The sequence below is a fragment of the Pseudomonas sp. MWU349 genome (assembly GCF_017947325.1).
Lineage (GTDB): Bacteria > Pseudomonadota > Gammaproteobacteria > Pseudomonadales > Pseudomonadaceae > Aquipseudomonas > Aquipseudomonas protegens.
In genome coordinates this window covers 283349-309491 of the sequence record NZ_JAFEVP010000004.1, presented here as the reverse complement: position 1 = coordinate 309491, position 26143 = coordinate 283349, and the positions used below count along the sequence as shown (strand labels likewise).

Sequence of the window (26143 nt, the reverse complement as noted above, 5' to 3'; positions counted from 1 at the left end):
CCGGTCGCAGCCTTCAACCGCCCTCCCCTAAAGCTGCTCGGGCAGCTTAGCCCTGCGTCGTCAGAATCGCTGCATAACCTTCGCGATAACTCGGATAGCGCGGCACCCAGCCCAGCGCCCTGGCCCGGGCGTTGCTGCAACGCTTGCTGCCGGTACGACGCACGCTGGCATCGTCCGCCCATTCGGTGACGCCCAGGTAATCGCGCAGCCAGTCGACGACCTCCGCCAGGGGCGCGGGCGCATCGTCCACGCCGATATAGCAATCATCCAGCGCCTTGCCACTGCGGTCCGCCTTGAGCAGGAACGCCAGCAGGCCCGCAGCATCGTCCGCGTGAATACGGTTGCCGTACAGCGGCGGCTCGATCGCCACACGATAACCCCGGCGCACCTGGGTCAGCAGCCACTCGCGACCCGGGCCATAAATGCCGGTCAAGCGCACCACAGTGGCGGGAATACCGCTGCCCAGAGCCACCTGCTCGGCTTCCAGCATCATGCGTCCCGAGTAGGCCTGGGCCCCGGCCACGGAAGTCTCGTCGACCCACTCACCGCCCTTCTGCTCATAAACGCTGCTGCTGGAGACAAACAGCAAACGCTTGGGCACCTGGCCGCGCTGCTTGAGCCAGCCCAGTACATGCTGCAGGCCATCGACATAAGCCGCGCGGTATCCGGCTTCGTCATGCTCGGTGGCCGCCGCGCAATACACCAGATAGTCCGGCGCCGCCTGCGGCCATTGCCCGGGGCATTGCTCACTGAACAGGTCACCCGCAACGCCCACCACCCCCTGCGGCAAGCGCGATACGTTGCGACGCAGGCCGTAAACCTGCCATTGCTCGGCCAGCAATTGAGTCGCCAGGCGACTCCCGACATCACCGCAACCGGCGATCAATACAGAGGGGGAGGACATCAGAAAACTCCTTTGGGAAAGGTCAAGACTAGCCCTCGCACTGGACGAACGGCTAGCAATCAAGGAAAAAAAGATACTCTATTACTTCTGTTAACAAGAATTACTTGCAATAATAACCGCCCATTTTGTTCTCGGCCCTGCGAGGCCTAGAAGGACATTTCACCCTTTTCTCCTCTCAGGTCCGGCCAGCATGACAAGCACCCAACTCTCCGTCTCGCCAACCAAACGCCCAAGCCCGCTGCGCGCCATGAGCGCGGTTGCAGCGTTGCTGTGCAGCCTGCTGCTGGCACCGACCGCAGCCTTTGCCGATCAGCACGCCCCAGCCACCGCCGCAGCCCCTGCCGCGACCGCTCCAGCCGCTGAACATACGGCCACCGACCCGACCGCTCCAGCCGCAGCCCCAGTGGCCGGCGAGCCAGTCCAGGCCGAAGGCCAGCCCACTATCGGCGAAGACGCTCCTGAAGTCCTGGAAGCCGACAACACCCTGGGCATGGCCCATGACCTGTCGCCGTGGGGCATGTACCAGAACGCCGACATCATCGTGAAACTGGTGATGATCGGCCTGGCCATCGCCTCGATCATCACCTGGACCATCTGGATCGCCAAAGGCTTCGAGCTGATGGGTGCCAAGCGCCGCCTGCGCAGTGAAATCGCCGCGCTGAAAAAGGCCACCACCCTCAAGGAAGCCAGCGCCACCGCCACCAGGGAAGGCACCCTGGCCAACCTGCTGGTGCACGATGCCCTGGAAGAGATGCGCCTGTCGGCTAACAGCCGCGAGAAGGAAGGCATCAAGGAGCGCGTCAGCTTCCGCCTGGAGCGCCTGGTGGCTGCCTGCGGCCGTAACATGAGCAGCGGCACCGGCGTGCTGGCCACCATCGGTTCCACCGCGCCGTTCGTCGGCCTGTTCGGTACCGTGTGGGGCATCATGAACAGCTTCATCGGCATCGCCAAAACCCAGACCACCAACCTTGCCGTGGTTGCCCCGGGTATCGCCGAAGCCCTGCTGGCCACCGCCCTGGGCCTGGTTGCCGCGATTCCTGCGGTGGTGATCTACAACGTCTTCGCCCGCTCCATCACCGGCTACAAGGCCCAGGTCACCGACGCCTCGGCCGAGGTCCTGCTGCTGGTCAGCCGCGACCTGGATCACCAGCCGAACGAGCGCTCCGCACAACCGCACATGGTGAAAGTGGGGTAATCAGCCATGGGCTTGCATTTGAAAGAAGGCGCAGGCGACGACCTGGCCGAAAACCACGAGATCAACGTCACGCCGTTCATCGACGTGATGCTGGTGCTGCTGATCATCTTCATGGTGGCCGCACCGCTGGCCACCGTGGACATCAAGGTCGACCTGCCCGCCTCCAGCGCCAAACCGGCGCCGCGGCCGGAAAAACCGGTGTTCCTCAGCGTCAAGGCCGACAAGCGCCTGTTCCTCGGCGAAGACGAAGTCAAGGCTGAAACCCTTGGCTCCATCCTTGACGCCCGGACCCAGGGCAAGAAAGACACGACCATCTTCTTCCAGGCCGACAAAGGTGTGGATTACGGCGACCTGATGAGTGTGATGGACACCCTGCGGGCGGCCGGCTACCTGAAAGTCGGCCTGGTCGGACTTGAGACGGCAGCCAAGAAATGATCACGACGCGCCAAAGACTGACGCGTTACAGCGGTAGCCTGGCGGTGGTGTTGGGCGTCCATGGGTTGGCGATCCTGCTCGCCCTCAACTGGTCCAAGCCACAGCCCATGCCCATCCCACCCCAAGCCATGGTGGTGGAATTGGCACCTGCCCCTGTGCCGCCTCCACCGGCGCCGCCGAAAGTGGTGACCCCACCACAACCGCCGGCCCCCGTGGAAGAACTGCCCTTGCCGAAACTGGCCGAAGCGCCGAAGCCGACCATCTCGGTCCCCAAGCCGGTGAAACAGAAGCCCAAGCCGCAACCGCCAAAGCCGGTGGTCAAGCCTAAGCCGCCCAAGGAAAAGCCTTCCGAGGAAAAGCCCAGCGACGCCCCGGTCACACCGGCTCCGTCCAAGCAGCCCGCCCCTGCGACCTCTGGCCCGTCACCGGCCCAGGCCGCCGCCAAGGCTAACTGGCAGGGGGAATTGCAGGCGCACCTGGCCAAGTACAAGCGCTATCCGAGCGAGGCCCAGCGTCGAGGCAAGGAAGGCACCAACTCCCTGCGCTTCGTCGTCGATGCCGAAGGCAAGGTGCTGTCCTATGAGCTGGTAGGCAGATCGGGCAATGCCGATCTGGACCGAGCCACCCTGGACATGATCCGTCGTGCCCAGCCGTTGCCCAAGCCACCGGCAGACATGCTCAACAACGGCAGCGTGGAAATCACCGCCTCGTACAACTACGAGATTGACCGCAGCCGCGGCCGCCGCTGACCCACCGCAAGGGCACCTTCAAGGTGCCCTTCGCGTTTGGGCCGCCTGAAGCAGGCATTGGCGGGTGTCGCATTCCACCCTCGGTCTGATAACGTGCGTCTATCGATTGCAGCCGTTATGCTTGGCCGCAACCTCATGGACGCCCGCTATGACTCTTACAGAATTGCGCTACATCGTTACCCTCGCCCAAGAGCAACACTTCGGCCATGCCGCCGAGCGTTGCCATGTCAGCCAGCCCACCTTGTCGGTCGGCGTGAAAAAGCTAGAAGACGAACTCGGCGTGCTGATTTTCGAGCGCAGCAAGAGCGCCGTGCGCCTGACCCCGGTGGGCGAAACCATCGTCGCCCAGGCGCAAAAGGTCCTGGAACAGGCCCAGGGCATCCGTGAACTGGCCCAGGCCGGCAAGAACCAGCTGACCGCGCCGCTCAAGGTCGGGGCGATCTACACCGTCGGCCCCTACCTGTTCCCGCACCTGATTCCCCAGCTGCACCGGGTCGCCCCGCAGATGCCGCTGTATATAGAAGAGAACTTCACCCACGTACTGCGCGACAAACTGCGCAACGGCGAACTGGACGCGATCATCATCGCCCTGCCGTTCAACGAGGCCGATGTCCTGACCCTGCCGCTGTACGACGAACCCTTCTATGTGCTGATGCCCAGCGGCCACCCCTGGACCAAGAAGGAAACCATCGACGCCAACCTGCTCAACGACAAGAGCCTGTTGCTGCTGGGCGAAGGCCACTGCTTCCGCGACCAGGTGCTGGAGGCCTGCCCGACCCTGACCAAGGGCAACGACGGCGCCAAGCACACCACCGTGGAGTCCAGCTCCCTGGAAACCATCCGCCACATGGTCGCCTCCGGCCTGGGCATCTCGATCCTGCCGCTGTCGGCGGTGGACAGCCATCACTATGCCCCCGGGGTGATCGAAGTCCGCCCATTGACCCCGCCGGTGCCGTTCCGCACCGTAGCCATCGCCTGGCGCGCCAGCTTCCCGCGGCCCAAGGCCATCGAGATCCTCGCCGACTCGATCCGCCTGTGCTCGGTGGCCAAGCCGCCCGCCGCGAGCTAAGCAAGCACAATGACTGAGCTGTCGAAGGTGCCGGTCACGGCACTCAAGGGCGTCGGCGAAGCCATGGCCGAGAAGCTGGCCAAGGTCGGCCTGGAAAACCTTCAGGACGTGCTGTTCCACCTGCCCCTGCGCTACCAGGACCGCACCCGCGTGGTACCGATCGGCGCCCTGCGCCCCGGCCAGGATGCGGTGATCGAAGGCACCGTCAGTGGCGCCGATGTGGTCATGGGCAAGCGCCGCAGCCTGCTGGTACGCCTGCAGGACGGCACCGGCGGCCTGAGCCTGCGCTTCTACCATTTCAGCAACGCGCAGAAAGAAGGCCTGAAGCGCGGCACCCGCGTGCGCTGCTATGGCGAAGCCCGGCCCGGCGCCTCGGGCCTGGAGATCTACCACCCGGAATACCGCGCCATCAGTGGCGACGAACCGCCGCCGGTAGACCAGACCCTGACGCCGATCTACCCCCTCACCGAAGGCCTGACCCAGCAACGCCTGCGCCTGCTGTGCCAACAGAGCCTGGCCCTGCTGGGCCCGCGCAGCCTGCCCGACTGGCTGCCGGAAGAACTGGCCCGGGACTATCAGCTGGCCCCCCTGGACGATGCGATCCGCTACCTGCATCACCCGCCGGCGGACGCCGATGTCGACGAGCTGGCCCTGGGTCACCACTGGGCCCAGCACCGCCTGGCGTTCGAGGAACTGCTGACCCACCAGCTGTCCCAGCAGCGCCTGCGCGACAGCCTGCGCTCCCAGCGCGCCCCGGTGCTGCCATTGGCCAGGAAACTACCGGCCAAGTACCTGAAGAACCTGGGCTTCGCTCCCACCGGGGCGCAACAGCGCGTGGGCAACGAGATCGCCTACGACCTGAGCCAGCCCGAGCCCATGCTGCGGCTGATCCAGGGCGATGTGGGCGCCGGCAAGACCGTGGTCGCCGCACTGGCCGCCCTGCAGGCGCTGGAGGCCGGCTACCAGGTGGCACTGATGGCGCCGACGGAAATCCTCGCCGAGCAGCACTTCATCACCTTCAAGCGCTGGCTCGAGCCCCTGGGCCTGGAGGTCGCCTGGCTGGCAGGCAAGCTCAAGGGCAAGGCCCGCAGCGCAGCCCTGGAACAGATTGCCGGTGGCGCGCCGATGGTGGTGGGCACCCACGCGCTGTTCCAGGATGAAGTGCAGTTCAAGAACCTGGCCCTGGTGATCATCGACGAACAGCACCGCTTCGGCGTGCAGCAGCGCCTGGCCCTGCGCCAGAAAGGCGTGGGCGGCCGCCTGTGCCCGCACCAGTTGATCATGACCGCCACGCCGATCCCGCGAACCCTGGCCATGAGCGCCTACGCCGACCTGGACACTTCCATCCTCGACGAACTGCCTCCCGGGCGCACCCCGGTGAACACCGTGCTGGTGACCGACAGCCGGCGCATCGAAGTCATCGAGCGGGTACGCGCCGCCTGCGCCGAAGGGCGCCAGGCCTACTGGGTCTGCACCCTGATCGAAGAGTCCGAGGAACTGACCTGCCAGGCCGCGGAAACCACCTTCGAAGACCTTTCCAGCGCCCTCGGCGAATTGCGCGTGGGGCTGATCCACGGCCGCATGAAGGCCCCCGAGAAAGCCGCAGTGATGGCCGAGTTCAAGGCCGGCCACCTGCAACTGCTGGTGGCCACCACGGTGATCGAGGTCGGGGTCGACGTACCCAATGCCAGCCTGATGATCATCGAAAACCCCGAACGCCTGGGCCTGGCCCAATTGCACCAGCTGCGCGGCCGGGTCGGGCGTGGCAGCGCCGCCAGCCACTGCGTGCTGCTCTACCACCCACCGCTTTCACAGATCGGTCGCCAGCGCCTGGGCATCATGCGTGAAACCAACGACGGTTTCGTCATCGCCGAAAAGGACCTGGAGCTGCGTGGCCCCGGGGAAATGCTCGGCACCCGGCAGACCGGCCTCCTGCAATTCAAGGTCGCCGACCTGATGCGCGACGCCGACCTGCTACCGGCGGTACGCGATGCCGCCCAGGCCCTGCTGGAGCGCTGGCCGGACCATGTCAGCCCGTTGCTGGAGCGCTGGCTGCGCCACGGACAGCAATACGGCCAAGTGTGAATCAACACTCAGTTAGTGAACCCTCGCCATAACCAAGCTGGTTATACTCGTCAAATTGTAGAAAAACGGATACCAGACCATGACAGAAGTTGCCCTCGACATTGCAACCCCACACGCTCCGTCTGTTATCCGGTTGCTGCTCGGCAAGCTGGCCATCAGCTATAACGAAGTGATCGACCAGCCGGGCCTGCCGGCTGCGCGCAAGGTCCAGGCGGTGCTGCTGGACGACGCCGTCGGCGCGCTGATGGTGCTGTTCCCGCAGAGCCAGTTACTGGACCTCAACCGCCTGGCCGAACTCACCGGCCGCCGCCTGACCGCCGTTTCCACCGAACGCCTGGAGCGCATGCTCGGCAAGCACAGCCTGAGCCTGCTGCCCGGCCTGCCGGCGCTCACCAGCTCACCGTGCCTGTACGAAGAAAGCCTGCTGCGCGAGCCCTGCCTGCTGATCAACTCCGGCGAGCCCGGGGTACTGCTGGAGATCACCAGCGAAGCCTTCAAGAGCATGCTCAGCAAAGCCAGCGCCGGCAATTTCGGCGAGCCCCTGAGCAGCATTCGCCCCAACCTCGACCGCCCGGACGATGACCGCGAGGAAATCTCCCAGGCAATGCAGGCCTTTACCGCGCGGCGCATCCAGCAGCGCCTGGAAGCCACCATCGAGATCCCGCCCCTGGCGGAAACCGCGCAGAAGATCATCAAGCTGCGGGTCGACCCCAACGCCACCATCGACGACATCACCGGCGTGGTGGAAACCGACCCGGCCCTGGCCGCCCAGGTGGTCAGCTGGGCCGCCTCGCCCTACTACGCCTCGCCCGGCAAGATCCGCTCGGTGGAAGACGCCATCGTCCGCGTGCTGGGCTTCGACCTGGTGATCAACCTGGCGCTGGGCCTGGCCCTGGGCAAGACCCTGAGCCTGCCCAAGGACCAGCCGCAGCACGCCACGCCTTACTGGCAGCAGTCGATCTACACCGCCGCGGTGATCGAGGGCCTGACCCGCGCCATGCCCCGTGCCCAACGCCCGGAAGCCGGCCTGACCTACCTGGCCGGCCTGCTGCACAACTTCGGCTACCTGCTGCTGGCCCACGTGTTCCCGCCGCACTTCTCGCTGATCTGCCGACACCTGGAGGTCAACCCGCACCTGTGCCACAGCTACGTCGAGCAGCACCTGCTGGGTATCAGCCGCGAACAGATCGGCGCCTGGCTGATGCGCTACTGGGACATGCCGGAAGAGCTGTGCACTGCCCTGCGCTTCCAGCACGACCCGAGCTACGACGGCGCCTATGCCGAGTACCCGAACCTGGTGTGCCTGGCCGTGCGCCTGCTGCGCAGCCGGGGCATCGGCTCCGGGCCCCACGAGGACATCCCCGACGCCCTGCTGGAACGCCTGGGCCTGACCCGGGACAAGGCAGACGACGTGGTGAGCAAGGTGCTGGAAGCCGAAGTACTGCTGCGGGAACTGGCTTCGCAGTTCAGCCAGGCCTGAGCCCATTCGCCGGCCAGCCCGCTCCTGCAGGAGCCGGCTGGCCGGCGAAGTTTCCCGGTCAAGCCTTGGGCTTGGCCTTTTTCGGCTTCAGGTACTTGGTCAGCCCCTGGAACCAGATCACCAGGGCCGGGTTGCCCTTGATCTGGATCGACTTGTCCTGAATACCGGTCATGAATGCCAACTGCTTGTTCTTCGCCTGCAGGGTGGCGAAGCCGTAGGCGGCATCCTTGAAGGCGATGGCGAATGCCGGCTCGGGATAGAACCCCGAACGGCTGGTGACGCGCTGGTCCTTGACGAAAAAATGCCGAGCAACCTTGCCGTCGAGCGTCTGCAGCTGGAACACCAGCTCCTTGTCACCCAACTGTTGCTGGAAAGCAGGATTGTTGCGGCTGGCTTTGCCCATCAACAGGCCAAGCACCCAGAGAAGAAAACGGAATTTCATGCACGGCGCCTCAGTGGAATTATTGGATGGCCGGCGCAGTTTAACCTGTAACTCGTAGAGCGCCAGCCGATCTGTTCGATTGCTCGGAGATCGGCTGGCGTTCAACGCTTATCGCGACATCTTGTCAGACAATCGCTGACTCAGACGTTAGGGCAAGGCACCGGTGCCCAGTCACCCAGGTCCGGGTTCTTGCACATGCTGTTGACCTGAGTCTGGCCGGTGGTCGCCACCTTGTTGCTCTCGGCCTGCTTGGTCTTGGCCTCCTGGATCGACTTCTCGGTGCTCACCGCTTCTGCCGGCACGGTCGGCAGCTTGGGCTGTTTGACCTTCGGCGGCTGTTTTTTCTTGCCACCGGTGGTCACCGGGGTGGTATCGGCGGTCGCGACTTTCACCACGTCGGTGCGCTGCACGCCCACTTGCTGCAGATCCTGCTCGTAGGCCTGGTTGTACTTGTTCAGGTCTTCGCTGGCACGGCCGTTCACCGCGGTGATCAGGTCGTTGGACTCTTTCAGGCCGCTGACGATTTCCGCCAGGCGCTTGCGCCCTTCCACGTCATTGATGGTGTTGGCCTTGCGGGAGCTGATCAGGCTGTCGAAAGCGCGCTGGTAGCAGGTCTGGGAAGCGCGGGCATAGGCCGTGCTGCGGTCGATGTCGGCCGCGCTCTTGTTGACGTCGGCAGCGTAGGAAGCGATGCGCTGATTGTCGTCGGCGATCTGCTTCTGGCGCTCGGTGTAGTAGCCGGCTGCGCCACCAGCCAGGGCACCGCCTGCGGCGCCGATGGCGGCGTTGCGGCCACGGTGGTCGCCGTCACCGGTCAGGGCTCCGAGCAAGGCGCCGCCAGCAGCGCCCAGGGCAGCACCGGTGACCACCGACTTGGTCATGTCCGAATCCGTGGCGCGCAGGTGCTGCACCGGCTCGTAGCAGCTGGGGTAGTACTCGACCTTGGTGGTCGAGGCGACCTTGGACACCGGAGAGGTCGCGCAACCGGTCAATACGGTGCTGAACCCGGCGGCAACCAACAGCAGGTGACGCTTGGACGTTGAAGCAAATGGGTTGCGGGAAAAAAGCATGTTCGTGATCTCGATTAAGTTTGACCAACTCGGCGCGACGCAATGTCGTCCGAGATCCTCCAGGCTCGACAGACAGCGGCCGGTCATGACTTCTGACCGGTCGATGCGAGCAGTTCCTTCAAAATCGTCGCCGGGTCGGCTCGCCGTTGCTGGCGATAATTCCCGACATGGCGGACGAATAACGTAGCGCGCGTCACCAGGCTCTTGCCGAGCACCGGCTTGCGATTGAGCTCTTCCTTGATTCGTTGAAATTGCGCCTGGATCACCGCGTCGGTATAGCGGGTGCCCGTGGCCAGGTTGTCGATGTAGATCGCCACCGCCCCGTCCAGCGCACTGCGGCCGTTGTCGATGGCTTCGGCGAACAGCTTGGCGCTGGGTTCGTCCTTGGCATCGATGGCCTGCTGCTGGCTCTTCTTCAGGTTGGTCAGGCGGATGTTGTAGTTGTTGATGGTCTCGGCCACCAGGGCCGACGACTGGATCAGGTTGCCGGCCGCTTCCTCGCGCTGCTGGGCAATCAGCGAGACGTTGCGCTTGAGCTCTTCGTTGACCAGCCCCAGTTCCGCCTGCAGACGCGGGTCGACGCTGGCGGCGATGATGGCGTCCAGGCGCTTGGTGGGGTCCTGGGCGTCGTCGATGGCATCGGTCAGGGACGCCAGGCGACCCTCTTTCTGCCACTGGGCGAACAGCTCCTTGTAGCGCGAACGGGGCGCCGACAGGGCGCCGATAGCCACCCGAAAGCCGGTGGTTTCGTTGCTCTGCTCAGTGCCATCGGCGCCAAACAGCGGGTACTCGCGGCGCATCCCGGTAAACAGCGTGCCTTCGCCTTCCAAGTAGTTGCCGCCCTTGACCACGAAGCCGCCGTAGGTGCCCTGGCGGCGCCCGGCGCGCACCAGCTGGAAGGACTCCTGGACCATCTCGGCGGCGTTGCCGATCACGTCGAACATGCCGATGGGGTTGGGCAGCTTGGTGCCGATGGGCATCAAGCGCGCGGCCTGGCCGGTGCCGCCGGCCACCTGGTTGAACACCGCCCAGTCCGCCAGTGGGCCATCCTCTTCGCTGCCCTCCACACGCCGTGGGAACAGCCGGCCCTCCAGCTCCTGGCGGCTGACCGCCTGGCCGCCGCGGGCGGCGTATTCCCACTCCACCTCGGTGGGCAGGCGCACAAAGCCCAGGCCACCGTCTTCCGAGGAACTGCCACGACCGCTGACCGGCAGCAGGTCGCGGTGGTTCTTCATCAGCCAGGCGCTGTACACCGCGGCAAAGCGCTCGGCCTCGAAGCGCGACAGCTTGACCTTGGGCAGGCGCCCCTGCAGGCCATCCGGTACCTCACAGGCCGGGGCCGGATCCCCGCTGGCCAGGGACTGGGCCTGGGCCATGACTTGGGCGTACTGGCGGGCAGTGACCTCGTACTTGCCGATGAAATACAGCATTGGCTTGAGGGGTACCCCGGCACCACTTTTCGGCAACGCCGGGCCAATGGTCTTGCTCCAGGCGCCAGGCAGGTCCTTGAGGGTGAACTGGCCGTTGATGTAGTCCCGGCGATAGCCGGAAATGAACGACTGCTGGTAACCGCTCTCGCCCTCGCTGAAGGGGTAGCCGAGGTTCACCTCACGGTCGTCCAGGGTGCCCTGGGCCAGCACATAGACGTAGCGGAATACCATCTCGCCGTCACAGGGAAGCGGCAGGCTGACGTCGTCCGGCAACGGCTTGGGGTTGTCCATCTTGTTCACCGGCTCTTCGGCCCACACGGCTCCGGCCAGGGTCATGGCCAGCACGGTGCTGATCAACTTATACATCGCGAATTCCTTCACAGGCTTCTATGCGCGACACCCGCCAGCCACCCAGCGCGGCGGCCAGAGTGCTGACGCCCAGCGTCGCCAACAGGGCCAGCCCGTAATGGGCCGGCAGCAGGTGGCTGGCGTATTCGCCGGGCGCCTGCATGAACAAATGATTCAGCCCGGCCTGGGCCAGGCCATACAGGGCGCCGCTCAACAGCGCGGCAAAACCGGCGCTGTACAGCGCCTGGGCCACCACGAACAGCAGCAGCGCACCGGTGGAAAACCCCAGCAGGCGCAACACCGACAGCTCCCGGCGCTTGCGCTCCACCGCCGCCAGGGCCCCGGCGAAGATCGCCGCGAAGGCACCCGCCAGGGCCAGCCCGGCAATCACCCAGAAGACGATGGCCAGGTTGCGGCTCAAGGACTGCACCTGGGCTATGGTCTGGGCCTGGGTCGACACCAGCAGGCCGCGCTCGGCGAAATACAGACGCAATGGCTCGACATCCTCCAGGTCGCGGGCATACAGGCGAAACGCCGGGTAAACCCGCTGCCCGGCAGTTGCCTGGGCATCGCCGAGCCAGCCCAGGGCCGCCACAGCGCGTCCGTCGCGGTAATCCTCGGCGGCTTCCAGCAGCGCCAGCGGGGCGAACAGCGCGTCCCGGGCAAAGGCCTCCAGCGGCAGAACGCCCTCCACCTGGACCCGGGTCCGCTGTACCTCGCTGCGCCCTGCGACCTGCCGGCCAAAGGTCGCCTGCAACCAGTCCCCCGGCTGCACCCCAAGCTTCTCGGCGGCGGTGCGGCTGAGCAGCACGCCACTCATGCCCCGGGGCGCCGGCAAGCGCCCGAGCAAGGGGTCGCCGGCCGCGGTGGGGAGCATTTCCACGGTCAGGCCGATATCCCCCGTACCCCGGGACAGGTCCGCGGTGGCGGCGATCTGCCGGGTGCGCGGCAAGGCAAAGGCCACGTCCGGACGCTGCCCCAACTGGGCGATGAAGTCAGCGCTGAAACGCCCGCCGCCCAGGGGAATGATCTCGCGCACCGCCGGGTCCTTTTCCAGGCGTTCGGTGAGGCTGCTGACCAGCCCGAACTTGAGCCCGAACAGCACCAGCAAGGGGGCGATCACCGCCACCAGGGCCAGCACCGAACAGGCCGACAGCCAGCTGTCGGCCCGGTAGTCCTGCCAGGCCAGTGCCGCGGTCAGGGAGGCGCGCATCAGCAGGCCTCCCCAAGCGTGGCAGTGACTCCGCCATCGGCGTCACGCTGGCAGGCGATGCGGCGCACCTGCAAGCCGTTGGCCCGGGCCAGGGGTTCGTCGTGGGTGGCGATCACACAGCACACCCCCTGGTCCCGAGACTGGCGCACCAGCAGTTGCATCACCCGCTGGGCGTTCAAGGGGTCCAGGGCCGCTGTCGGCTCGTCCGCCAGCAATACCTGAGGGTTGTGGGCCAGGGCCCGGGCGCAACTGACCCGCTGGCGCTGGCCCACCGACAACGCGGCGGGCTTCTTGTGCAACTGGTCGGCGATCTCCAGGCGCTCGGCCAGGCGCCGGGGAATGCCCTCGTCCGCCAGCCCCAGCAACTGCCGGGGCAGGCTGATATTCGCGCGCACGTCGAGAAAGCCCAGCAGGCCGCCGGTCTGCAGCACATACCCCAGGTGCCGGCTGCGCAACTGCGCCAGCGCGCTGTGGCCGTCGCCGCGCCAGATCCCGGCAATGTCGATGGCATCCCTGGCCGGGGCGAATTCGAAGCGCGCCGCCGAATCCGGGGCCAGCACCAGCGCCAGCAGGTCCAGCAGCGTGCTCTTGCCGCAACCGCTGGGGCCGACCACCGCCAGTTGATCACCGGCACGCAGTTGCAGCCTGGGGATCACCAGGCTGTAGCGTTGGCGACCCTCGCCGCGGCTCTTGTGCACCTGCGCCAGATCGAGCATCACGGCAGGGTCGACAACGGAACGCGGTACAGGGCATCACCCGGCTCGGCATCACCGAAGCGCACCCAGTTGGCCAGGTCGTTGTGGAAGGTTTCGTAGAGGCGGATCTTCGAATCCAGCTCGTCAATGAAGTCTTCCTGCTCGGCCACGCTCAGGGACAGCCACAGGTCCTGGGTCATGTTCAGCGACTTGCTGCGGTACGGCAGGCCCTCCAGGTATTCCCCCAGCACGCCGCCGTCGGCCAGGTTGCCGCCCTTGCGCAGGGCCGACGGGTCGCGGCTCATGTAGGCACTGGCGCTGGCGATTTCCTGGAAGAAATCCTTGGGCGAGGTCTGGGTCTTGCGCGCCGCGTCGACAATCAGTTTCAGCGACTGCTGCAAGTCGTTGAGTTGCAGCTTGGTGAGCATCACACAGACCTGGAACGCCGGCAGCGCCGGGTTGGTCAGGTCGCGGTCGGCGGTCCAGGCGCTGACCAGCTGGGGCGCCTGGCTGGCGGATTTGCGGCCGAGGAAATCCATGTGCATGGCGTAGCCGATGGCCGCCGACTTCTGCGCGATGCTCGGCGCCGCCGCCAGCACCGGGACTTCCTGGCTCTGGTTGCTGCGTACCTGATGCACCAGGTCGGCGAACACCGTGCCGATCTCGTCGACCCGCTCGCCGAACTTGCGCACGTCGCCACCGGGCACCGGAATGTACAGGTCGCCGATCTTCGGGTTGGCGTCGGCGGTCAGTACCCGGTACTGGGTTTCCGCCTGGGCGTGGTTCTTCTTGCCGGCATCGGTGCGCAGGTGCAGGGCATAGATCTTGATCTGCTTGCCCAGGGCGGCCTGGCGCACTTCTGCCTCGTTCATCTGGGTGCGGCTGTAAGGGTCGTTCTTGCGCAGCGCCCCGGCATCGCTGACCAGCAGGATCAGGCGGCCGCCATAGCCCTTCCAGTCCATGCCCTCCACGGCCTGCATCACGCCGGCAAAAGCGTCTTCGTTGAACGAATGGCTGGAGACATTGGTGGCCTTGACCTGGCTCACCAGCTCCTGGAAGCGCTGCGGGTCGCGACCCTGGTCCAGGGTCACCAGGGTCTTGGTCACGTACTCCAGGCCCGGGGTCTTGCTGGTGTTGTTGCGAAAGCCCACCAGGCCGAAGCTGACGCTGTCCAGCTCGCCGCGCTGGGCGATCTTGCTTTGCAGCTCGTGCACCACATCGCGCACCTGGTCGATGTAGGGCTGCATCGAGACCGAGGTGTCCACCACCAGCACCACCGCGGTGCGGAAGGCATCGCCAGCCGCTGGCGGAGTATTGGCCGGCAGACGCTGGCCGCTGCTGTCACTGATGCTCTGCGAGCTGTTGCCCGGGTCGATGGAGGCCACATTGAGCAACTGCACCGGCTGGCCGTTCTCGTCGAAACTCTCCTTGGAATCGAAGATCGGCAGCAGGTAGAACTGGTCCTGGGGCACCGCGCTGGCATTGGGCTCCAGGGCCAGCACCTGCTGCTCGTCCTGGGGATTCTTCTGTGCCTTGAGCAGCAGGTTCTTGGCCGCCGCAGGGTCCGCCAACAAACGCTCCAGCTCGCTGGCCTGACGCACGAACATCACCGGTGCACGACCGGAACGCTCGGTGAACTTCAGCACCAGGCTCTGCTTCCAGTCGCTGACCTGTTCGGCCGGCAACCAGCCGGCGCTGCGGCCGTCGCTGGCGGCCCCCAGGCGCAGCCAGGAGCGGCCGTCGAAGTTCTTGCGCTGATACACGTAGAGCACCGAGAACGCCGGCACCGGCTTGTCCGGTGTGGCCCCAGGCTCGCTGGAGAAACTCGCCCCCGGCTTGCTCAGCACGCGCTGGAACAGGGTCTTCTTGCCCGGCATCAGCAACGGCCGCTGGCCGCCATCGACATCCGCGGCCAACGCCTGCTCAACCGGCGGCGCCACCACGGCAGGCGGGGTGCCAACCGGCGAAGCGGTCTTGGGCACAGGCGCCGGGCTGTCGCCGGACAGCCACCAGTAAGCACCGCCCGCCACGGCCAGAGCGACAGCCACGGCGACCCCGGCCAGGGCCAATACCGGGCCGCGCCGCTGTTCGGAAGCCCCGCTACCGACTGGTGGCAGATTGGCCGTGCGTGGTGGCGCAGGCGGCTCCTCGGGCGGCTCGCGGCGCGACGCCGGCTGGGGCGCCGGCGCCCGCCGCGGGATCTCGATGGACACCGGGGTCAGCCCGGCCAGGTCGTTGCCCTGAGGTGCAGGCTGGGACACTGACTGGGGTACAGCCTGAGGTGGCAGCGGCAACGGCTGGATCAGCGTCGCCTCCACCTCGGCAGTGGCGGCCGGCAGGTTGTCCAGGGCCGCCAGCAGGGCGGCGGCATCCGGGTAGCGCTCGGCCGGGTCCTTGGCCAACAGCTTGCGCAGGATGTGCTGGTAGCGACCGTGGTGCAGCGGCAACTCCGGCAGTGGCTCGGTCAGGTGGGCCAGGGCCGTGGACAGCGCATCGGTGCCGTTGTAAGGCAGCTCGCCCACCAGGATTTCATACAGCACCACGCCCAGGGCATACAGGTCGGCGCGGCCATCGATGTCCTGGCCACGGGCCTGCTCGGGGCTCATGTAGCTCGGGGTGCCCACGGCAAAACCGGCCTGGGTGAACTGGGTGCGGTCGTCCAGGGACTTGGCGATGCCGAAGTCCGAGAGCACCGCCGTGCCGTCGGCGCGGAACAGGATGTTGGCTGGCTTCACATCGCGGTGTACCAGGCCCTGGGCATGGGCATAGCCCAGGGCCGAGGCGATCTGGCGGATATAGGTCAGGCCCTGCTCCGGGGTCAGCCCGGCGGCGATGCGCTCTTTCAGCGTGCCGTTGGGCAGGTACTCCATGGCCATGTAGTACAGCTCGCCGACATTGCCGATGTCGTGGATGGTCACGGTGTGCGGGTGCGACAGCCGCGCCAGGGTCTTGCCCTCGCGCAGGAAGCGCTCGCAGAAGCTCGGGTCGGCGGCCAGCGCCGCGGCCATCACCTTGAGTGCCACCTTGCGTTCCAGGGAACGCTGGGTCGCCAGGTACACGCTGGCCATGGCGCCTTCGCCAATTTCGCCCTGGATGTCAAAGCCGGGAATCAGAATGTCCATGGTCAGTGTCCTGCGGCCTTGATCACGATGGCGGTGATGTTGTCCGGGGCGCCCCGGGTCAGGCCCAGGTGGATCAGGCTGCGCACCACGTCATTGGGCTCACTGTGGCTGAGCACGTCGCGCAGCTCAAAGTCCTCGGCGGTCTTGTTCAGGCCGTCGCTGCACAGCAGGAAGGTGTCGCCGTCCTTTACCTGCAGGTCGACCTGGGACAGCTCCAACTGGGCCTCGACGCCAATCGCCCGGGTCACGATGTTGGCCCGCGGGTGCACCCGCGCCTCGGCCTCGCTGAGCAGGCCGCTGTCCTGCAGGTCCTGGACGTAGCTGTGGTCCCGGGAAATGCCTTCCAACTGTTCGTCCCGCAACCGGTACAGGCGGCTGTCGCCGGCCCACAGGCACACCGCCCGGGCCCCGCGTACCGCCAGCAGCACCACGGTGCTGCCCATCATGGTCACTCCACGGTTGGCGGTTTCCTCGCGCACCGCGGCGTTGACCGCGGCCAGGCCGTTGCGCAGCGCGGCGACATAGTCGTCCAGGCTGTCGGCGGCCGGAACCGCCCGCAGGCTGTCGACGATCAGGCTGCTGACATAATCCCCGGCGGCGTGCCCGCCCATACCGTCGGCCACCAGCCACAGGCCGGTCTCCGGGGCTTCGAGCCAGGCGTCTTCATTGATTTTCCGCACCATGCCGACATGGCTGTAGCTGGCGGACTGGTAGGACAGTTGCGGCGCTGAACGCATTTAGACGGCACCCTCTTGTCCAAGCAAAAATTGCGCAAATTCACTGGCCGGCGGCAGGCCCTGGCAGCGCAACAGCATTGGGCTGATGTACTGCGAACCGCGCCCCCACCAGGCACTCGATCCCGCGCAGGCCTGGGCCGCAAGTACCGCGCCCCGGGCCTGTGGATCGCTGACGTAAAACCGCTGCAGGCCGGCATAGTGGCTGCCTTCGATCCGCCTGGCCGGGCTTGGCGCGCCCAGGGCCTGCAAGCCCTCTTCCAGGGCTTCGAAACTGGCGCCCTCTTCCAGGGTCGCCAGCAACAGCTCTTCCACCTGTTCGAACCACTGCTCCGGGCCGCTGATCAACGAAGCCAGGTCAGCCTCGGGCTCCAGCAGCGCAGCCACGGTCAGGGGGAAATAGCGCCCCACCCGGTCGATGCTCGGCATCACCACCCCGACCACCGCCTGGGGCCCGCAGACCCCGGGGGCCAGGGCGAAGCGCCACAGCGGGCTGATCAGGTAGGCGTTCAGCCACTGCTCGCCCAGGGCGTTCTGGCTGGCCAGCAACCCCGCCGCCAGCCAACTGTCCCAGGGGCCGATGAAGCTCTGCGGCAGGCCACGGCTGACAAAATCGCCGCGGCTGGCCAACTTGCCGTACAGGCCTGGCGCCGTCATAGCCGCTCCGGCAGGCTGAAGCCACTGAGCACCCGGCTCTTGAACGGGTTGAAGGCGCTGCTGGCCCGCAGCTCATAGGAAATGCTCGCACCGTCCACCCGCAGCCGCAGGTTGAAGCGGTCCGGCGAATTGGTGGCGGTCAGGTCCGACTGCTCCAGCAGGCGGAACCAGGCCCAGGGGCCATCCAGGGTGATCCCGGAACGCCCGGTGGCCGATGGCGGCATGATCGACAGGCGCACCACGCCGATGCTCCCCGGGTTGGGCCATTGCATGGCCACCGGCCGGCTCGGGCCGTGGTCGTAGCTCAGTTGCTGGCCGTCCAGGTCGAGGAGGAACTGGCTGATATTGGCGTCCATCGCCACCGGCTTGAGTTCGAAACGCACGGCCGGCTGGGTACCGCCACTGGAGCGGAAGAAGGCATCGCGAATGTTCGAAGCGCGCTGGAAGGTCTGCAGCACGCCTGGGGAAATCCCCAGCTTCTGCGCCGCGCCTGGCTGCCAGCTCCAGGTGGTGGTCGAGGTGTTGACGTAGGGCTGCAGGTACTTGCGGAAGTAGTTGTCCATCACCCCGCCGGTGCCGAAGAACTGGCCGAAGTCTTCCAGGGTCGCGTCCCGGGAGCTGCCCGGCGACATCGGATAACGGCCGCTCAGGGACTGGCGATAGACGTTCACCACTTCGCTGACCCAGGCCGCGTTCAGCTGGTTGCGCACGCCGCCCATCATGGTGTTGGTGGTGGAACCCACCACCGACTTGACCAGCCCCTGGACCACCGGTGGCTGACGCTCGGCGGTCAGGCTGACCCGCGCCGCAGCGGCGCTGGCCTGGTTCTTGGCCTCGCCCAGCAGCGCGTCGCCGCTGGCCCCGACCATGGCACTGACCTGCACGTACAGGGCGTTCATGTCCGCCAGCAGGCCGTCGATGGCCGCCGGCTCGCCCTCGCCCTTGCTCACCAGGCTGTTGAGTTCGGCGAAGTGCGCGCTCACCGGGTCTTCGCTGCTGGCCACGGCAGCCGGGTTGGCCGACTGTTCCTGGCCCAGCAGAGAACCCAGGCGTTGCTTGAGCTGGTCCACACCGCCCTCGACCTTCTGGCCCTGGGCCGCCAGCAGGCGCTCTTCCTGTTGCAGGTCGGTTTCCTTGGCCACGGCCACCAGCAGCTTCTTCAGCGGCGAAGTGGGCCCGGACAGAATCCGCAGCACGTCGGCGGCCTGGGCCACGCTGGTGATCGGCACAAAGTCGATGTCCGCCAGCAAGGCGTCCCACTGGCGCAGGTAATCCTGGAAGTACAGGCGGCGCACGTCGGCGGCAAGGCTGGCGACGTTCTGCTGGTCGGCCTGATCGCGACCCAGCACCCACTGCTCCTCCGCCAGGGTGCCAGCCTGGTTGAGGCTGGCCAGCAGGAAGCCCTGGCGGTAGCCCTTGGCGGTGAACAACCCACTCAGGGGCTCGCTCAACGGCTTGCCGCTCTTGCGGGTGAACACCAGCGCGGCGTCACGGCCACCGGCCTCGCTGAGGCGAAAGTCCGGCACGCCGTCCGGCAACTTGGCGCGCTTGACCCGGTCATACACCCGCTGGGCCACCGGCAGCTGTTGCAGCTGGCGGCGCAGGTCGTCGATCAGGCGCTGGTCCAGGCGCGCGTTGGGCGGGTGCTTCTCGAACAGCGCCTGCAGGTGGCCGGTCAGGGCCTGGCGTTGGTCGGGCGGCAGGTCGCGGGCCAGGGTGTGATCCCAGTCCAGGGTGATCCAGGCCTTGATGAAGTCCGGGTCGTAGTGCTCGCTGTCCGCCAGCATCAGGTAGGCCTTGAGCCCCTCGTAGAGGAAGTCCGAGTTGCCGCCGCTGTGCAGTTGCTCTTCGATGCGGGTCATCAGCCGTGGGGCGAACACCGCCACCAGCAGCTTGCGATAGACGCTGGCGGACTCGGCTTCGAGCATGTCGCCCTGGTACAGGCCCAGGCCTTCGGCCCAGCCTGGTGCGTCGCCGGCCAGGTGGCGGGTGGCGTTGAGCAGCGGCAGCACCGCCAGCACATCGCGCTGGGCCGGGCTGAGGTTCTGCACGTCCTGGCGCACCGGGCCGACGCGCTGGTCGACCTGGGCAATGTAGGCCTGGTTGGCCCGGTAGCTGATGATCCACAAGGTGCTGACCACCAGCACCAGGGCTACGGTGCCAGCCAGGGCGCCACGGGCGATCCATTTGCGCCGGCGCTCGACCTTGGGGTTGACCCCCACCAGCCCGCGCTCGGCAAAGGCCACGGCACTGAACAGCTTCTCGATGAAGTAGCTGCGCCCGGTGCCGGTCTGCCGCGCCAGGTGCTGGCGGTCCAGGTTCATGCTCTGGGCCATGGCGCCGATCAGGCGGTCGATCGGGCTGCCTTCCTGGGTGCCGCTGGTGAAGTACACCCCGCGCAGCAGTACCCGTTCCTCGAAGGCATTGGGCTTGAACACCCCCTCCAGGAAGCTCTGCAAGGACTCCTTGAGCGCGGCGAACTGCTGCGGGAAGCCGTAGATCAGGTCACGCCGCGCCGGGTCGCGTTCCTGCTGCAGGCGTTCCACCAGGCGCTCGTTGAGCCGCTGCTCCAGGGCCGCCAGCTCCTCCGGCAGGTGGGCCAGGGGGCTGTCACTGCTCTTGCCGTCGTCCAGGGCGAAGGTCATGCCCCAGACCTGGGCCCGCTCTTCCTTGCTCAGGGAGTCGAAGAACTCCATGAAACCCGGCACCAGATCGAGCTTGGTGAGCATCAGGTAGATCGGGAAGCGCACGCCCAGCTGGGTGTACAGCTCCTGGATCCGCAGGCGGATCGCTGCGGCGTGGGCAGCGCGCTCCGCTTCGCTGCCGAGCAGCAGGTCGGAAAGGCTGATGGCAACGAAGGCGCCATCGATCGGCCGCCGCGAGCGCTGGGTTTTCAGCAGGTCGAGAAAGCCCAGCCAGGCCGCCTTGTCCACCGTGGCGTGGCTGTCCTGGGTGGTGTAGCGGCCGGCGGTATCGAGCAGCACGGCCTGGTCGGTGAACCACCAGTCGCAGTTGCGGGTGCCGCCCACACCGCGCACGGCACCGGCGCCCAACTGGGCGGCCAGGGGGAAATGCAGGCCGGAATTGACCAGCGCGGTGGTCTTGCCGGAACCCGGCGGACCGATGATTACGTACCACGGCAGCTCGTAGAGATTGCGTCGCTCGTCACCGCCGAGCTTGGCCTTCTTCAGCAGTGCCAGGGCTTCGTCCATGCGCTGGCGCAGGGCGGCCAGTTCCTCGGCAGTGGCCACGCTGTCCGGGTCCGGCGGGGTGTCGGCGGCCAGGCTCTGCAAGACCTTGGCCGCATGCCGGCGGGCCTGGATGATGCGAAACACCCGGTAGCCGATCCACAGCGCAAAGATGAAAATGATCAGCGCCCAACGCCGACCTTCCGGTACCAGGAACTCCAGCAGCGGGCCAATGAACCAGATGATCAGGCTCAGGGCGATCAGCCCCAGCAGCGGGATCACCCAGCGAATCACAAAACTGAAAAACGCCTTCACTCGACCCCCTCCGCCAATACGCTGATTTCTACCCGACGATTACGTGCCCGCCCTTCGGCGGTGGCATTGGTTGCCAGTGGCTCGGTGTCGCTGCGGCCTTCGGCGCTGAAGCGCTCCGGCTGGCCGGTCTTCGCCGCGAGGATCTGCAGCACCGATTCGGCGCGCGCCTGGGACAGCTTCCAGTTCGACGGGAAGCGCAAGGTGGCGATCGGCCGGTTGTCGCTGTGGCCGGTGATGCGCACCTGGCCCTTGACCTTGCGCACGGCGTCGGCGATGCGCAGCATCAACGGCTGGTAGTCGTCGAGGATGCTGGCGCTGGCCGAGGCGAACAGCTCGTCGCCACGGATGGTCACCACCGAACGGTCGACGGCGTCTTCCACCGCCACCCGCCCGGCCTTGATGTCCTCGGCGAGGAAGCCCGCCAGGCGCGGACGCTCGACGATCTTCGGCTGGATCACCGGGCGGTCCAGGGTCTGCACCGGGATCTCGCCCAGGGCATGGATGTTCTTGAACACCGGCTCGGCGTCCGCCGCCAGTTTCAGGCGCAGGCCGAACAGCAGCGCCAGCAGCAGGGCCACGCCGATGGCGATACCGACCCAGGGCGGCATGAACTGGGCCAGCCGGTCACGGGCCACGCTGACCCCGCGCCAGTGCGGCGACAGCTCGCGCTCGTGCTCGCCACGGGCGCTGCGGATGGTGGCCGCGGTGCGCTCGCGCAGGGCCTCCAGCTGGCTGCGGCCATCGATCATCACCCGGTAGCGGCCTTCGAAACCCAGGCACATGCACAGGTACAACAGCTCCAGCAGGTACAGGCGCTCGCGCGGGCTTTGCAGGCAGTGTTCCAGCAGCTGGAAGACCTTCTCGCCGCCCCAGGCCTCGTTGTGCACGGTGATCAGCAGGCTCTGCTTGCCCCAGTCGCTGGTGCTGCCCCAGGGCGTGCTCAGCACGGCTTCATCCAGGGCAGTACAGAGCGCATAGCGGGCCAGCAGCACGTCGTTGCGCGGCACGCCGGCGGCTTCCGCGCGCTCCTCGAACTGGCGCAGGTAGGCCAGCAGTTGCGCCCGCAGGCTGGCCGGCGCCGGGTGCGCCAGGGTGCTGCGCAGCCTTGTGAGCAAGGCCAGCAGAGGGCCCGCGGCGCTTTCCAGGGGGTTCAGGCCACGGGCCTGGCCGGCCGGCAGCGGCGCCGCCGGCATGGCCAGCGACGGCGCAGGGGCAGCGGCCGGGCGCCCGGGCTCGGGAGCACGGCCCCCGGGGCGCGGCATGAATTGGGTACGGTCGTTGGCCGGGGACGGCTGCCCTGCCGAATCGTCGAAAGGATGCATCGCGACTTATCCTCGAATGGCCCAGAAGGCCAGGTTCAAGCCCGGGAATTCTCCCGCGACGTGGAACGCGAAGCCGCCGGAGTGAACCAGTTGTTTCCAGTGCTCGCTGCCACGGTCCAGCTCGTAGTAGGTCGAGCCTGCGTGGTACGGCAGTTGCCGCGGTGCCACCGGCAGCGGCAGCAGGCCGATGCCCGGCAGTTGCAGGTTGACCAGGTCGCGGATGTGCTCCACCGAACCCACCTTGCTCTGCTGGGCGAAGCGCCCGCGCAGGGTCTCGCCCGGTACGTCGGCACGCACCACCAGGATGAAGCTGGCGTTCTCCAGCAGGGTGCGGTCGGCCAGCATTGCCACGTGTACGCCGTAGGCTTTCTCGACGATGGGGATCGGCGTTGCCTTGCTGTCGATCAGCATCGACAGCGCTTCACGCAGGGCCTGCATCACCGGGGCGAAACTCATGGCCAGCTCATCGTGCTGGTACTGCGGGTATTGCTCTGGGCGCCGGGCGCTGTGGGTGAAGGTCGAGAACTCGCCGGCCAGGCTCACCAGCTCGCTGAACAAGCGCTCGGGGTGCAGCGGGCTGATCTGGTTCAGGTGGCTGACCAGGGGCTGGGCGCGGTTCACCAGTTGCAGGAGCATGAAGTCGGCAATTTCCGAAGCGCCGCCAGCGCCCGACGCCACCACACGCCCGGCCAGGGCCTCGCCGCGCTGGTGCAGCAGGCCCAGCAGCTCGCTGCGAAAGGCGCTCAGCGGCTTGGAGGCGGCCACGTCCAGCACCGGCGGAATGTAGCTATCGTCCAGCACCAGAGCACGGTCGGCACGCTTCTCCTTGACCCGCACCACGCCGATGGCGGCGTAGTCGCTGAGGCCGTCCTGGGCGGTGAGCAGACGCAGCGCCCGAGAACCCACGGCCACCGGCGCGCGGTTCTCGAACGGCGCATTGTCGTCACGCACTTCGCGTACCTGGCTCAGGTAGCGGGCGCCGCCCAGTTCCTCGCCTTCGTCCACGGTATCCCGGGCACCGGCACGCTTGAGGGGCAGCGCCAGGTACACCAGGCCGTCGCGCAGGTTGTCGTCGATGCACAGGGGGCTGGGCGCCAGGTCGTCATGGGGAATGTTGAACGGCGTACCATCGGGCAGCAGGCCGCGGGCGCTGACGATGGCCAGCTTGCCCTGGGCCAGCAGGCCCTGATCGATATGCAGCTCGGAGAACCCCCAGGCTCCCGTCGACAGCGGGCGGCTGCGGGCGTCGATGAGGTTTTCCAGGTACCGGTCATGCTGCTGGAAGTGCTGGGTTCCAATGAACATGCCTTCCGACCAGACCACGCGATTGTTCCAGGACATGGTTGCTCCGATTACCTATTGGGCAGGGCTGGATGGGGATGCCACGAGCTCGGCGCTGACCGCGCGGACGTCGAGGACGATCTGATATGGGTTGCTCTGGCGCTGTGCGGTATCGACCCCGACCCGCCACAGGGCCTGGTCCACTTCGCGATAGCCCACCAGCAGGCCGACCTGACGGGTGGCCGGGTCCAGGGTGCGCTTGAGGGTGAACTGGTCGCCGGGCTTGACCAGCACTTCATCCTGGTCGATCAGGTCCGGGCCGAGGGTAGCCGGCGCCCGCTCCGCCAGGGCGAAGTAGTCGGCGCGCATGAAAGTGGCCGGATTCTTCAGCTCGAAGATCCGTACCCGCACCGGCGTGCTCTGGCCATCAGGCCCGGGGTTGAGCCCCCTCACCGCCTGGAAATGCAGCTCCACGGTCGTGGCGCCGGGCGTTTCCTTGGCCGGTTCGCCGGGAGGTGGTGCGTCCTTGGCACAGGCCGCCAGTACCAGCATGGCAACCAATGTCAGCAATCGTTGAATCATCCTGCGTCCTCAATGACGTATCAGCTGTCCGTGTATCCGTGTTTTTCGGGTGTTCCAGGCGCGCTCAGGAACGGCGCAGCCGATGGGTGTGTTCTTCGTAGGCGCGGCTGAACTCACGACCGAAGAGGTCCTGGAAATCGTCCTGGGCCTCTTGGGAAATCTGTTTGTAGAGTGCCGTGAACTGCTGCCAGTTCTGCGCCTGGCGCGAGCCACTGAACAGGTTGCCCAGGCCGCCGGGGCGGGCCATGCGGGCTTCCAGCTCAGTGGGCTCGAAGCGCCCCAGCAGGTGTTTGATGGCCGCTTCCACACCGGCCATGACCGCCAGCTGGTGGGCCCGCAGGTCATCGAAACTGTCCTGCACGGCCTGATCCGGGGCCATGAATGCCTGGTTGCTGTGGCGCAGCAGCAGGAGCATGGCCTCGTCCACATTGGGTGCGAACTTCAGCGGGTTGTTTTCCACCGGTCGGATCATCGTCTGCTGCATGCGGAACTCGCCCTTGAGGCTGCTGCGGGCACGCAACACATCGATCAGGCCTTCGACCATCAACCGGTAGCTGCGGCCCAGGCTCTCCATCTGGGCCTGGGCCTGCTGCGGGTCGATGCGCAACTGATCGAGCCCGGCCCCACGCAGAAAGGCCTGGAGCAGATCCCCCTGGGGGGCGACCGGGGCCGGCGCGGGCGGAGCCAACTGCGCCTCGGAAACCACGGGGGCCACGGGCGCTTGAGCGATCGGCTGCGGTTGCGGTTGCGGTTGCGGTTGCGGTTGCGGTTGCGGTTGCGCAGGTTCTGCCGCGAACGGGGCCAGGTGGGCAACCGGCGCGGCGGCAACCATCGGCGGTGCCACCACCGGCGGCGCACTGGGCACCGGCGCAGGGCTTGCCGGCGTCGAGCCGAACAGGTCCCAGTCTTCCGGGATCATTGCCCCGCCCTGGGGGACCGATGGCGGCGGTGGCGCCACGGGCTGGGGCACCGCGGTGGGGGTCGGCGGGCGGAAATCGTGCTGCTCGGCCGGCACGTGGTCGGGCTGGGTGGCCGGCGGGGTCGCGCTGGGGGCAAGAAAGTCGAACAGGTCGGGAAAGGTGTCCTGGGCCGAGGCCCCCTGGAAGTGCGCCACCGGGGCCATGGAAATCGGTTCGATGGGGGTCGGCGACGCCTGACGCCCCATCAGCGCCTCGAAACTATTGGAGCTGTCCCCGGAAAAGGGTTCAGCCCCCGGGCGATTCAGGCTGAAATCGATGCGTGCACTGATTTCATAATCGCCAATGCGAATAACCTCGCCATCTTCCAGAGGCTCGCTGCTACCCCGGCGCATACGAATACCGGCACGGACTAACTCCACACCATTAGTACTGTTATCGGTCAAATAATAACGGCCATCCTTGTATTGGATGACGCAGTGCCGCGCGGAAACTAAGCGTTCGGGATCAGGAAGTACCCAGTCATTATCGGAACTGCGGCCAATTGCCATCATTCCCTGGTCCATTAGTTTTTCAGGGCACTGACCAGGGGTAATCTTGTGATAACTAGTGATAGTCAAACACAGCGACATCGCGCCTCCTTGCTGTACTTCCGCGTGCGAACCGGCGAAGGGAAAAAAGTTCCGTAAAAAAATGAAAAGTCCGCAAAAAACCCTTTAAACAGCGCCGTTCACAGCATGATCGCTCAACTTAAACTACACGCATGACAAAAGCCTTTCGTACCGCCCCGATCTGACTCGCCGGTCAAGGAACTAATAAGGCGACATAACACTGTCATGCGGGGCGAATAGCTTACCTTGACAAGGCACAACTACTACACCAAAAATGCACAACTTCTTGAACACGGATG

General features: G+C 66.4%; 20 protein-coding genes. 6 read left to right on the top strand and 14 right to left on the bottom strand.

Features of this window, described 5'->3' with window-relative positions; genetic code table 11:
• Positions 1-46 precede the first annotated feature (46 nt).
• Positions 47-904 (bottom strand): SDR family oxidoreductase, encoded by an 858-nt coding sequence (locus KCG88_RS17720; protein ID WP_047289971.1) that lies wholly within the window; start codon positions 902-904, stop codon positions 47-49.
• Between the two features lie 190 nt (positions 905-1094).
• On the opposite strand from KCG88_RS17720, the gene exbB reads away from it, so the two are divergent.
• The 6 genes from exbB to KCG88_RS17690 all read left to right on the top strand — a co-directional run bounded on the left by exbB (position 1095) and on the right by KCG88_RS17690 (position 7917).
• Positions 1095-2099 carry a tonB-system energizer ExbB gene (gene exbB / locus KCG88_RS17715; RefSeq protein WP_210712811.1) on the top strand — a complete coding sequence of 335 codons (1005 nt, stop codon included), beginning with the start codon at positions 1095-1097 and terminating at the stop codon, positions 2097-2099.
• Between the two features lie 6 nt (positions 2100-2105).
• Positions 2106-2534 (top strand): TonB system transport protein ExbD, encoded by a 429-nt coding sequence (gene exbD / locus KCG88_RS17710; RefSeq protein ID WP_047289973.1) that lies wholly within the window; start codon positions 2106-2108, stop codon positions 2532-2534.
• Positions 2531-3283, top strand: coding sequence for an energy transducer TonB (locus KCG88_RS17705; protein ID WP_210712810.1), 753 nt, complete (start codon positions 2531-2533; stop codon positions 3281-3283). Before exbD ends, KCG88_RS17705 begins: the two co-directional genes overlap by 4 nt.
• Before the next feature lie 148 nt (positions 3284-3431).
• Positions 3432-4352 carry a hydrogen peroxide-inducible genes activator gene (locus KCG88_RS17700; RefSeq protein ID WP_011064238.1) on the top strand — a complete coding sequence of 307 codons (921 nt, stop codon included), beginning with the start codon at positions 3432-3434 and terminating at the stop codon, positions 4350-4352.
• A gap of 9 nt (positions 4353-4361) precedes the next feature.
• Positions 4362-6437 (top strand): ATP-dependent DNA helicase RecG, encoded by a 2076-nt coding sequence (recG, locus tag KCG88_RS17695; protein ID WP_047289974.1) that lies wholly within the window; start codon positions 4362-4364, stop codon positions 6435-6437.
• Between the two features lie 79 nt (positions 6438-6516).
• A complete protein-coding gene (locus KCG88_RS17690) occupies positions 6517-7917 on the top strand; it encodes an aminoacyl-tRNA deacylase and HDOD domain-containing protein (RefSeq protein WP_011064240.1) in 1401 nt (466 codons plus the stop codon).
• Between the two features lie 58 nt (positions 7918-7975).
• On the opposite strand, the gene KCG88_RS17685 is transcribed toward KCG88_RS17690, so the two are convergent.
• The 13 genes from KCG88_RS17685 to tagH all read right to left on the bottom strand — a co-directional run bounded on the left by KCG88_RS17685 (position 7976) and on the right by tagH (position 25865).
• Positions 7976-8359, bottom strand: coding sequence for a hypothetical protein (locus tag KCG88_RS17685; protein ID WP_015637475.1), 384 nt, complete (start codon positions 8357-8359; stop codon positions 7976-7978).
• 140 nt (positions 8360-8499) lie between these two features.
• Positions 8500-9429: a type VI secretion system-associated lipoprotein TagQ gene (gene tagQ, locus KCG88_RS17680; RefSeq protein WP_047289975.1), complete on the bottom strand. Its 930-nt coding sequence runs from the start codon at positions 9427-9429 to the stop codon at positions 8500-8502.
• An 83-nt stretch (positions 9430-9512) separates the two neighbouring features.
• Complete coding sequence (locus KCG88_RS17675; protein ID WP_246882754.1) at positions 9513-11195, bottom strand: SUMF1/EgtB/PvdO family nonheme iron enzyme; 1683 nt, start codon at positions 11193-11195, stop codon at positions 9513-9515.
• Positions 11196-11217: 22 nt separating this feature from the next.
• Entirely contained in the window at positions 11218-12420 is a 1203-nt protein-coding gene (locus KCG88_RS17670) for an ABC transporter permease (protein WP_210712808.1), read from the bottom strand.
• Entirely contained in the window at positions 12420-13136 is a 717-nt protein-coding gene (locus KCG88_RS17665) for an ABC transporter ATP-binding protein (protein WP_210712807.1), read from the bottom strand. Before KCG88_RS17665 ends, KCG88_RS17670 begins: the two co-directional genes overlap by 1 nt.
• Complete coding sequence (locus KCG88_RS17660) at positions 13136-16237, bottom strand: serine/threonine-protein kinase (protein ID WP_210712806.1); 3102 nt, start codon at positions 16235-16237, stop codon at positions 13136-13138. The genes KCG88_RS17665 and KCG88_RS17660 overlap by 1 nt, the downstream gene beginning before the upstream one ends.
• A 2-nt stretch (positions 16238-16239) precedes the next feature.
• Positions 16240-16974: a protein phosphatase 2C domain-containing protein gene (locus KCG88_RS17655; protein ID WP_047289980.1), complete on the bottom strand. Its 735-nt coding sequence runs from the start codon at positions 16972-16974 to the stop codon at positions 16240-16242.
• The gene (tagF, locus tag KCG88_RS17650) at positions 16975-17628 is read right to left on the bottom strand and encodes a type VI secretion system-associated protein TagF (protein ID WP_047289981.1); all 654 of its coding nucleotides are present in this window, start codon (positions 17626-17628) and stop codon (positions 16975-16977) included.
• Positions 17625-21131, bottom strand: a complete 3507-nt coding sequence (gene tssM, locus KCG88_RS17645) for a type VI secretion system membrane subunit TssM (protein ID WP_047289983.1) — start codon at positions 21129-21131, stop codon at positions 17625-17627. The genes tagF and tssM overlap by 4 nt, the downstream gene beginning before the upstream one ends.
• A complete protein-coding gene (locus KCG88_RS17640) occupies positions 21128-22453 on the bottom strand; it encodes a DotU family type VI secretion system protein (RefSeq protein WP_047338126.1) in 1326 nt (441 codons plus the stop codon). The genes tssM and KCG88_RS17640 overlap by 4 nt, the downstream gene beginning before the upstream one ends.
• Positions 22454-22459: 6 nt before the next feature.
• Complete coding sequence (tssK, locus tag KCG88_RS17635; RefSeq protein WP_047289986.1) at positions 22460-23794, bottom strand: type VI secretion system baseplate subunit TssK; 1335 nt, start codon at positions 23792-23794, stop codon at positions 22460-22462.
• A 15-nt stretch (positions 23795-23809) separates the two neighbouring features.
• Entirely contained in the window at positions 23810-24316 is a 507-nt protein-coding gene (tssJ, locus tag KCG88_RS17630) for a type VI secretion system lipoprotein TssJ (RefSeq protein ID WP_047289988.1), read from the bottom strand.
• Between the two features lie 64 nt (positions 24317-24380).
• Complete coding sequence (gene tagH / locus KCG88_RS17625) at positions 24381-25865, bottom strand: type VI secretion system-associated FHA domain protein TagH (RefSeq protein WP_210712805.1); 1485 nt, start codon at positions 25863-25865, stop codon at positions 24381-24383.
• Positions 25866-26143: the final 278 nt, after the last annotated feature.